The organism is Myroides injenensis M09-0166 (assembly GCF_000246945.1).
GTDB classification, from domain to species: Bacteria; Bacteroidota; Bacteroidia; order Flavobacteriales; family Flavobacteriaceae; genus Flavobacterium; species Flavobacterium injenense.
In genome coordinates, this window is the sequence record NZ_BAEX01000151.1 from 1 (window position 1) to 2,368 (window position 2,368).

Annotated in this window: 3 protein-coding genes; all 3 read right to left on the reverse strand. The window is 36.4% G+C overall.

Annotation, left to right across the window (positions count from 1 at the left end; all coding sequences use genetic code 11):
* Positions 1-39 precede the first annotated feature (39 nt).
* The 3 genes from tnpC to tnpA are packed head-to-tail and all read right to left on the reverse strand — an operon-like array spanning position 40 to position 2,297.
* Complete coding sequence (tnpC, locus tag RH98_RS14865; protein ID WP_010257393.1) at positions 40-1,623, reverse strand: IS66 family transposase; 1,584 nt, start codon at positions 1,621-1,623, stop codon at positions 40-42.
* 48 nt (positions 1,624-1,671) lie between these two features.
* Positions 1,672-2,010, reverse strand: a complete 339-nt coding sequence (gene tnpB, locus RH98_RS14870) for an IS66 family insertion sequence element accessory protein TnpB (protein WP_081498643.1) — start codon at positions 2,008-2,010, stop codon at positions 1,672-1,674.
* Positions 2,010-2,297, reverse strand: coding sequence for an IS66 family insertion sequence element accessory protein TnpA (gene tnpA / locus RH98_RS14875; RefSeq protein ID WP_010257400.1), 288 nt, complete (start codon positions 2,295-2,297; stop codon positions 2,010-2,012). The genes tnpB and tnpA overlap by 1 nt, the downstream gene beginning before the upstream one ends.
* Positions 2,298-2,368: the final 71 nt, after the last annotated feature.

Genomic DNA, 2,368 nt, shown 5'->3' on the forward strand with positions numbered 1-2,368 from the left:
GTATCCACCCGAGCAATTACATCTTGTCAGGTATAAATATTACAGTACCGCGTCTGTAATTAGCTTTTTATAATTATGCGGATAAAGATCTGTAATATTCTTGTGATTAATTGATTGAATATTTTCAAGGACATGTTTTAGCCATTGATAAGGATTAACATCATGTTTTTTACAGTTAGCAAAAAAGGTATAAGCCATCGCTGCTCTTTGAGCGGCATCGTGAGAACCAGCAAATAGATAGTTTTTACGGCCCAGTGCTACAGGTCTGATTGCATTTTCTACAAGGTTGTTATCAATTTGTAGATTACCATCATATAAGTACGCACTCAGGTTATCCCATCTGGTTTGTGAATAAGCAAAAGCTTTTCCTATTTGACTTTTAGGCAAGGTAAGTTTCATTTGAGCAAACATATATTTACCTAGTTCATTAATGATAGGTAAACTCTCTTTCAGACGAAGTTCTTTAATTTCTTGTGGAGTTAGGTTTTCCTCCTTAGCTTTTCTCTCTACTGCGTATAGTTTTTGTATTTGTACCAGTACATGCTGTGCTCTGACTTTATCATTATCTAAAGCTCTTTCAAACTCACGGCGAGCGTGTGCCCAACAACCAAGATGAGTCACATCTAACTTATTTCCGTAGGCTTTGTACCCGCTATAACCATCGGTTTGCAGATATCCTTTGAAATTTTCTAATACAGGTAGCGCAGCACTACCACTACGTGTGGGGCTGTAAGTAAACATCACCAGCTTAGATATAGGTGCGTGATATACCCAGTAGTAGCCCAGATGAGCTTTGTCTTTCTTTTTCTCATCCAAGACTTTAATGGTGGTTTCATCTACTTGAAGGTATCCTTGGTTTTTGATGTCTATGACAAACTTTTCATATAAGGGTTTTAAAGCATCCATACTTTGAGCTGCCCAACCATCTATTGTAGAAGAAGCTATATTGATGTTTTCTCTTGAAAAACGTTGCTTCTGACGATATAGCGGAAGATGGTCTACATACTTGTCAACAAGTATTGTCGCTAATAATCCTTCTGAAGGTATTCCTTTATCGATGATTCGCTCTGGAAGTAATCCAATACTAATTTGTGTATTGTCTTTGTCTTTAGTAGCGTATTTATATCGGATGTAGCGTTTTATTTTAAAATGTCCTGGAACGTAGTCTAACACATCGGTTACTTCTTTTCCTATACAAATCTGATCAGATAAATCTCCCTTTGGGTGTATTTCTATTTCTTCGACAGGTAAATGATCAGGTAATTTTGCTCTTCCAGGGTGTTTCTTCTTTTCACGTGAGTAGGTAATCTCTTGTTTGATTACTTCTTTTTGCTCTTCTAAGACTTCTTGTTCAACGTCTAAAGGTAATGCTGTTTGATTAGGGTCTTCAAAACGCTCGCGTTTTTGTCCAAATTGCATGCGTCGTAAAAGATCTACTAAGCGTTGGAGTTCTTGCTTTTCTTGTTCTAACGCAGTAATCTGCCCTTCTAATACAAGATTTTTAGCCTCTAATTTAGACGCTTTTATGGAAGTGTATTTCTCTTGTTTGGAAATAGTCTTTGACTGCTTTTTTATAAGTGCCAAAAGTTGTTCTCTCGATAAGTTTTCTAAGTCCATTTCCATGAAGTAAATATACGACTAAACCCTTATTTACACAAGGGTTTAGTGGGTTTATCTCAATGAAAATCGCCTTTTTTGACTACTCTGTATAATTTGAACTCCCTCGATCATAAGTACTAAATCACTCCAACTAATTTGAGTCTTTTTGTGATTGGGAAAAGCAAAGGTGCCTTGCTCTAAGCGTTTGTAATATAATACAAAACCGCCTGTCTCCCAATGAAGAAGTTTCATTTGATTGCCTCGGCGATTGATAAATACGTAAACACTTCCATTATGCGCTATTTGATTCAATTCGTTTTGAACAAGACCACACAGACTATCAAAACTCTTGCGCATATCACAGGCAGATTTATACAAATAGAATTGATGGAAACTACTTAAACTAAACATTATCCAAGCTGTAATAAAGAATACAACTCACTCAAGTTTTCTGTATGAACCCGAAGTTTAACCCCATTAGGATACAGAATCTCATATTCCTTTTTTGTTATTGGATCTGCTTTGTTAATTGATATAAAACTGCCTGCGGTATCTTGCTCAGACTGTTTATGATATTTTTGTACCCAGTAACTAAAGGTCGGTAACTTTAGACCTTGTTCTTCACAATAAATTACTTGGGTTAAGCCGCTTGCTTTCCAATCCTCCACATGAGAATACATTTTGTCTTGTTTGCTCATTATTTTTCTATTTCAGGCAAACTTACTACCTTACAGCAAGCTAGAAAATATGGGGTTGCTCGGAGGCATAC